The 7,249-nt window shown below is 65.0% G+C and carries 7 protein-coding genes and 1 pseudogene; 5 read left to right on the top strand and 3 right to left on the bottom strand.

The window, feature by feature from the left end; genetic code table 11:
• Window positions 1–81: 81 nt before the first annotated feature.
• A complete protein-coding gene (gene aspS / locus EOA33_RS18320) occupies window positions 82–1,869 on the bottom strand; it encodes an aspartate--tRNA ligase (protein WP_190234298.1) in 1,788 nt (595 codons plus the stop codon).
• Between the two features lie 179 nt (window positions 1,870–2,048).
• On the opposite strand from aspS, the gene EOA33_RS18315 reads away from it, so the two are divergent.
• The gene (locus EOA33_RS18315; protein WP_348628247.1) at window positions 2,049–2,249 is read left to right on the top strand and encodes a DUF1059 domain-containing protein; all 201 of its coding nucleotides are present in this window, start codon (window positions 2,049–2,051) and stop codon (window positions 2,247–2,249) included.
• Window positions 2,250–2,298: 49 nt separating this feature from the next.
• Here EOA33_RS18315 and EOA33_RS18310 read toward each other — a convergent pair whose 3' ends face one another.
• On the bottom strand, window positions 2,299–3,057 hold the full coding sequence (locus tag EOA33_RS18310) for a DeoR/GlpR family DNA-binding transcription regulator (protein WP_126054979.1): 759 nt from the start codon (window positions 3,055–3,057) through the stop codon (window positions 2,299–2,301).
• A 120-nt stretch (window positions 3,058–3,177) separates the two neighbouring features.
• Between EOA33_RS18310 and EOA33_RS40555 the strand changes: the two genes are divergently transcribed.
• A complete protein-coding gene (locus EOA33_RS40555) occupies window positions 3,178–3,816 on the top strand; it encodes a hypothetical protein (RefSeq protein WP_245482358.1) in 639 nt (212 codons plus the stop codon).
• Complete coding sequence (locus EOA33_RS40550; RefSeq protein WP_245482357.1) at window positions 3,771–4,400, top strand: MFS transporter; 630 nt, start codon at window positions 3,771–3,773, stop codon at window positions 4,398–4,400. Before EOA33_RS40555 ends, EOA33_RS40550 begins: the two co-directional genes overlap by 46 nt.
• Before the next feature lie 62 nt (window positions 4,401–4,462).
• Here the strand turns inward: EOA33_RS40550 and EOA33_RS18300 are convergent, their stop codons facing one another.
• Entirely contained in the window at window positions 4,463–5,458 is a 996-nt protein-coding gene (locus tag EOA33_RS18300; RefSeq protein ID WP_245482356.1) for an ornithine cyclodeaminase family protein, read from the bottom strand.
• 131 nt (window positions 5,459–5,589) lie between these two features.
• Here EOA33_RS18300 and EOA33_RS18295 point away from each other — a divergent pair.
• Together EOA33_RS18295 and EOA33_RS18290 are read left to right on the top strand one after the other, a co-directional pair.
• Window positions 5,590–6,050 (top strand): annotated as a pseudogene (locus EOA33_RS18295) (Lrp/AsnC ligand binding domain-containing protein).
• 187 nt (window positions 6,051–6,237) lie between these two features.
• On the top strand, window positions 6,238–7,249 hold a 1,012-nt coding region (locus tag EOA33_RS18290), incomplete at its 3' end, for an MFS transporter (protein WP_127406230.1).

Genomic DNA, 7,249 nt, shown 5'->3' with positions numbered 1-7,249 from the left:
CGTCCGCGCTGCCCCTCATTGTCCTGCCGGACATTTCTCCCCGTACAGAGACGGGGAGAAAGAGCAGTTGCAACGCTGCCGTCAGTCCTTCTTTGCCACGGCGACGCGCAGCGACAGTTCGCGCAATTGCTGCGGCGTGGCTTCCGAGGGCGCGTTCATCAGAAGGTCGTAGGCCTGCTGGTTCATCGGGAACATGGTGACCTCGCGCAGGTTCTTGGCGCCGACCAAGAGCATCACGATGCGGTCGATGCCGGCCGCCATGCCGCCATGCGGCGGCGCACCATACTGGAAGGCGCGATAGAGGCCGCCGAAGCGCTCCTCGACGGTGGCGCGGTCGAGCCCGACCGTCTCGAAGGCCTTGACCATGGTCTCCGGCAGATGGTTGCGGATGCCGCCGGAGGCGATCTCGAAGCCGTTGCAGACCATGTCGTACTGGAACGCCTTGATGCCGAGCAGATCCTCGCCGCCCAGCGCCTCGATGCCGCCCTGCGGCATGGAGAACGGATTGTGGGCGAAGTCGATCTTCTTCTCTTCCTCGTTCCATTCGAAGAACGGGAAGTCGACGATCCAGCAAAGCTCGAAACGGTCGCGGTCGACGAGGTTCAGTTCCTCGCCGGCGCGGGTGCGCGCGGCACCGGCGAAGGAGACGAATTTCTTCGGGTCGCCGGCGACGAAGAAGGCGGCGTCGCCGTCGGCCAAGCCAAGCTGCTGGCGGACCGCCTCGGTGCGCACCTCGCCGATGTTCTTGGCGATCGGACCGGCGCCTTCGAGCTTGTCGCCTTCCTTGCGCCAGAAGATGTAGCCGAGGCCCGGCTGGCCCTCGCCCTGCGCCCACGAATTCATGCGGTCGCAGAAGGCGCGGCTGCCGCCGGTCTTGGCCGGAATGGCCCAGACCTCGGCCTTCGGATCATTGGCCAGGATGTTGGCGAACACCTTGAAGCCGGACTCGCGGAAATGATCCGATACGGCCTGCATCTCGATCGGGTTGCGCAGGTCCGGCTTGTCGGTGCCGTAGGTGCGCATCGCCTCGTCATAGGGGATGCGGCGGAATTTCTGCGTCACCGGCTTGCCGGCGGCGAAGCTCTCGAACACTTCGCGAAGCACCGGCTCCATGGTCGACAGCACATCGTCCTGCTCGACGAAGCTCATTTCGAGGTCGAGCTGGTAGAATTCGCCGGGCAGACGGTCGGCGCGCGGATCCTCGTCGCGGAAGCACGGCGCGATCTGGAAATAGCGGTCGAAGCCCGAGACCATGATCAGCTGCTTGTACTGCTGCGGCGCCTGCGGCAGGGCGTAGAAGGTGCCGGGATGGATGCGCGACGGCACCAGGAAGTCGCGCGCGCCTTCGGGCGAGGACGCGGTCAGGATCGGCGTCGAGAATTCGGTGAAGCCGACCTCGCCCATGCGCTTGCGCATCTCGGCGATGACCTTTGTGCGCGCCACGATGTTCCTGTGCAGCGTCTCGCGGCGCAGGTCGAGGAAGCGGTATTTAAGGCGGATGTCTTCCGGGTAGTCAGGCTCGCCGAACACCGGCAGCGGCAGTTCCTTGGCCGCCGGCAGCACCTCGATCTCGCGCGCGAAAATCTCGATCTCGCCGGTCGGCAGGTTGGCGTTCACCGTCTCCGGCAGGCGCGCCTTGACCTCGCCGTCGACGCGGATGACCCATTCGCCGCGCACGGTCTCGGCGATCTTGAAGGCCGGCGAATCCGGATCGGCGACGATCTGGGTCAGGCCGTAATGGTCGCGCAGGTCGATGAACAGCAGGCCGCCATGGTCGCGCACGCGATGCACCCAGCCCGACAGCCGAACGGAATTTCCGACGTCGCTCTTTCTCAATTGGGCACAGGTATGGCTGCGGTAACGATGCATTGTCATGGATGAAGTCCGGATGCTGATTGCGGACCGAAGGCCCGCCTCGAAAATTGGCGCGAAAAGCGCATGGGAGGCCGGTTTTGTCAAGGCAAGCGGTCACGCGGTAGTGTCTCGGTTGAAATTGCAGAGCCGGTTGACAAAGGCCGCAGGCGGTCGCTCCATTAGATGTTCCTAAGATGGAGGCAGCGATGGCGTACACGTATCGGTGCAAGGACTATCCCGGGATGGAAGCCTGTCCGGGGAGGTTTACGGCAGAAAGCGCGGAAGAAGTCATGCAGCACGTTGAGCTTCACGCGAAGTCCGCGCATGGGGAAGACCCAAGCCAGTGGTCCACAGAGGATCGGCAACAACTACAAGCGATGATGATCGCCAGCTAGTTTTTGGACTGAGACGCCACCAGCCACACAGGCGTGCCGCTTTGGCCTCTCACGCGAAATGGATTTCAGCACCCTGGCGTTCGAAATCGGCGAGGATCGCGGCCGGCGCGGTCTTTTCGACCACCAGATGGCGGATCGCTTCGGGCTTGGCGACGCGGTAGGGCGCCGCTGTCGCCAGCTTGTCGTTGGTGACGGCGATGACAAGGCCGGCGCTGTTCCTGGCCATAGCGCGCTTCACCTCGGCCTCGGCCGAATCGAAGGCCGTCACGCCGCGCGCGGCGTCGAGGCCGCAGGAGCCCAGGAAACATAGATCGGCGCCAAGCTGCGAGACGGCCGCCAGCGTATCGGCGCCGACGCAGGTTCCGAGGTCGCGGACGAACCTGCCGCCGAGCACGATCAACGCGACCGACGGATGATCGGACAGCGCCGAGGCGACATCCAGCGAATTGGTGGCGATGGTCAGCTCGAGCTCGCGCGGAATGGCCCTGGCTATCGCCGCGTTGGTGGTGCCGCCATCTATGAACAGACTCTGTCCGGCGGAAAGCAGCCTCACTGCCGCGCTCGCCAGCCGCATCTTCTCCTCGACCGCGTGCCCGCTGCGCTGGCTGACTGTTGCCGCGGCCAAAGGTGCCGATGCGACCGCGCCGCCATAGACGCGGCGGCACTTGCCCGCTTTCGCCAGCTCCCTGAGATCGCGGCGGACCGTATCCTCGGAAACGCCGAAGTGGCTCGCCAGTTCTCCGGCCAGCACCCTCCCCTCGGCCGCAAGACGGTCGCGGATGATCTGCTGTCGTTGATCGGTCAGCATTGCATGATCCTGTTTTTGTTCTGCACGTTCTTGCATGTTTTGCACGTTTGTGCAAGGAGTGAGCCTTGTCGGACTGCTGGACAAGCCAGCCGTCGACCCACTTTCATTGAAAGCACCACGATGCGTTTTGGTCTCAGCCTTGCCCCTCAACACCGCGTCTATGCCGGGTTCGCGATCTATTCCTTCGCCATGGGCAACATCTTCCCGCGGCTCCCCGACATCAAGCGCGCCATGGAGATCGAGGACGGCACGCTCGGGCTCAGCCTGATCGGAACGCCGATCGGCACCTTGACGGCGCTGACGCTGGCGGCGCCGGTGCTTGAACGCGTCGGCTTCCGCCGCGCGCTGCTCGGCCTGGTGCCGCTCATCGCGCTCGCCTATGCCATCGCGGTGCACGCGCCGGGACCGCTTGCGCTGTTCCTGATGCTGCTTCCGGTCGGCCTTATGATCGGCAGCGTCGAGATCATTCTCAACGTCGAGGCTGACAGGACCGAGTTCCTGCTCGGACGCCGGATCATGAACCGGGCGCACTCGTTCTGGAGCATGGGCTTCTTCGGTGCCGGGCTGTTCGGCGGCGCGCTCGCGCATCTCGGACTGTCGCCACAACTCCATCTCGCCGTCGTCGTGCCGATGGTGGGCCTGTCGATGATGCTCTTTCTCGGTGGCTACGAGCCGGCGCCCGCCCGTCAAACCGGCACCGGCGAGCCGCGCCCATGTTCGCGCGGCCGACATTGCCGATCCTGGTCCTCGTCGCGGTGACACTGTCGGCGATGCTGCTGGAAGGCGCCAGTATCGACTGGTCGGCGATCTACATGCGCACCGTGTTCGACACGGGTCCCTTCGTCGCCGGCTGCACGGTGGCGCTGTTTGCGTTTTCGCAGGCGACGACGCGCTTCTTCGCCGACAGTTTCGTCGACCGCCATTCGCCAAGCGGCGTGGCACGCGTGCTGCTGGCGACAATGGCCGCGGGCGTGCTCATCGTCTTTTTCTCGCCTGCGCCGGCTGTCTCGATGCTGGGTTTTGCGCTTCTGGGCATCGGCACAAGCGCCATCTTCCCGCTGGCGATCTCCGCCGCCGCGCAGCGCACGGACCGCTCCGCGGCGATTAACGTCGCGGCGTTGTCGCAGATCTCCTTCGTCGCCTTCCTGCTCGGCCCGCCGCTGCTCGGCTTCGTCTCGGATCATTGGGGCATCCGCTCGGCCTTCGGCATCGGCATCCCGTTCATCGTGCTCAGCCTGCTGACCGCCGGCTCGCTTGGCCGGCGGCCGGCCAAGTCGGCCGCGCCGGCGGACGAAGCGCCCGATCCGGCGCGGAAGATGCTGCCGCAAGCCGGCGAGGCGTGAGCGGCACTTCCGTTGTCAGCCGATGCGCTCGCACACGTGTGGCGCGTCGCGGCGGCCACCCTTTACAGCGATGCAACAGCCCCGAGTCCCCGGCGGATCGCCTCGCGGTAAGCCAGGTCGGCCGCCACCATGTCCTCCATGGCAACGCCCATTGCCTTGTAGACGGTGATCTGGTCGGCGCTAACCCGGCCCGGCCGCGCCCCGAGCAGTATCTCGCCAAGTTCGGCTCCGGTTTCCGGATCGATGCCAGCCAGTTCACAGGAACCGACCGGCGTCGGGGCAAATGCATCGCTTGTCTCGACGAAAAGGCTGGCCTTGCCGACAAGCTCGACCGGCAATTCGCCACCGGGTGGCGCGACGCCGATCGACGAGACATGCGTGCCGGGCCGCACCCATTGGGCCGAAATCACCGGCTCAAAGGAATGCGTTGCCAGGCAGACAACATCCGACGAGCGCACCGCGGCCTCGATATCGCTGACGGCAACAATACCCGGATGTAGCGCCGCAAGCGCCTGCGCATCCGCGAACTCCTTCGAGACAATGCGGATCTCGGCGAAGTCGCGGACCAGTGGCAGAAGGCGCAGGTGCTGGCCGGCCTGGACGCCGGCGCCCACCACAGTCGCGACCTTGACGTCGCGCCGGGCCAGTTCGCGCACCGAGAGCACGGCCGAGCCGGAAGTGCGCACGGCGGTGATGTAGGTGCCATCCATGACGCAGACCGGCAATCCCGTCTGCGGGTCGAACAGATGGATGGTGGCGAGATGGCTTGGGATGCCTCTGGCGATATTGCCCTCGAATACGTTGACGATCTTCACCGTCAGATGCATGCCCGCCATCCAGGCCGGCATCGCCAGCGAATAGCCGGCCTGCGGAATGTCGAGCTGGGGCCGCGCCGGATTGACGACCTTGCCGCCAGACAGCGCCTGGAAGCCGTCCGCCAGTACGTCGAGAAGCCGGCGGAGGTCGATGCAGGCTTTCACCTCGGCCTCGCTCAATATGCGCACCGGCGTGTCACCCTTGGCGTGGGCGTTGCGGTAGTTCGAAATGGCTGATGTCATGGGGTCTTGCCCTGGTCTGGTTGAGTTGCCCATGAACGATATTGCCACCTGACAGCGTGATGAAATATGCTGTTTTGACCATTTCCGCGTGACTATCACGCAATACTTGGCCAAAAAGTGTGAGTACTGAAATGGACGATCTCGACCGTATCGACCGCTCGTTGCTGCGTTTGTTGCAGGAGGATGGCCGCCGCACCACGCTCGACCTCGCCCGCCGGGTCGGGCTGTCGCCGACGGGCGCCTCGCAGCGCATCAGGCGGCTGTTCAGCGAAGGCTTCATCCGGGCGGTGCGGGCCGTCCTCGACCGGCCAAGATCGGCAAGGCGCAACTTGTCTTCATCGAGGTTCGGCTCGACCATACAGCGCCGCATGTCTTCGACCGCTTCGCCGAGGCTGTGTTGCGGGCGCCCGAGATCATCGAATGCCACATGGTGGTTGGCGGCTTCGACTACCTGGTCAAGGCGCGCATCGCCGACATGGCAATGTTCCAGGATTTCCTGCAGCGGGTCATCCTGCCGCTGCCGGGGGTCCGGGAAACGCACACCTACGCTTCGATCGCCAATGTGAAACCCGACGCCTTGTTGCCGATCTGAATTGGCGCAGAGGCACGCGTTCCAAGACGCTTGTCATTCCGTGACCGCAAGCGACGCCTCTCCGCGCTGAAACTCCAGCGAGAGCGCCGCGGGTCGCCACTGGCCCGCTGCTCTCCCGGAATTGCCGCTGGCATTGGCGGTGGCGATGGTCCAAGAAGGATCCCCAACGTGTGATTGCCTTCCCCTCATGTCCTCGATCCGCCCGCTTATCCCGCTCCTCATTGCCGCCGGTATCCTGCTCGGCGGCAATGGACTGCAGGGCACGCTGATCGCGCTGCGCGGCGCGCAGGAGGGCTTTTCCGCCCCCGTCATCGGCCTTATGGGCACTTTCTATTTCGCCGGCTTCCTGCTCGGCTGCCTGGCCGTCACCCGCATCCTGAAGGCAGTCGGCCATGTCAGGACCTTCTCGGCGCTCGCCGCCACCGCCTCGGCCGGCACGCTGCTCCTTGTGCTGGTCATCGATCCTATCATGTGGTGCGCGGTGCGCTTTGCCGGCGGGTTCTGCTTCGCCGGCCTGTTCACGGTGATGGAAGCCTGGCTCAACTCCGGCGTCACCAACAAGGACCGCGCGCGCGTGCTTGCCATCTACCGCATGGTCGACATCGGCTCGGTCACCAGCGCGCAGTTCCTGATCCCGATCTTCGGCGCCGGCGGCTTTGCCATCTTCGCCATCATGTCGATGATGATCACGCTGTCGCTGGTGCCGGTCTCGCTCGGCGACCGCTCCAACCCGACGCCGCCGGAAGACGTCAAGCTCGACCTGCCGCGCGTCTGGCGCATCTCGCCGCTCGGCTCGATCGGCTGCATCGCGGTCGGCGTCACCAATAGCGCCTTCCGCACGCTCTCGCCCGTCTATGCCGAGCAGATCGGCATGTCGGTCGCCGATGTCGTGACCTTCGTCAGCGTCGGCATCTTCGGCGGCGCTCTCATCCAGTATCCGCTCGGCTATCTCTCCGACCGCCGGGACCGGCGCTCGGTGCTGCTGGCGACAACCTGCTGCGCCATGGTGGCGGCATTGGCACTGGTGTTCGTGGCCGGCGCCGACCCTTTCCTCAACTTCGTCATCGTCTTCATCTTCGGCAGTTTCGCCATGCCGCTCTTTTCGCTGTCCGCGGCGCATGCCAACGACCGCGCCGACAAGGGCGAGTTCGTGCTGATCAACGCGGCGCTGATGCTGTTCTACTCCTTCGGCGCTGTCT

Source organism: Mesorhizobium sp. M4A.F.Ca.ET.050.02.1.1 (assembly GCF_003997725.1).
Lineage (GTDB): Bacteria > Pseudomonadota > Alphaproteobacteria > Rhizobiales > Rhizobiaceae > Mesorhizobium.
The sequence above is the reverse complement of the archived record's forward strand: the minus strand, read 5'-3'. Positions and strand labels throughout refer to the sequence as shown.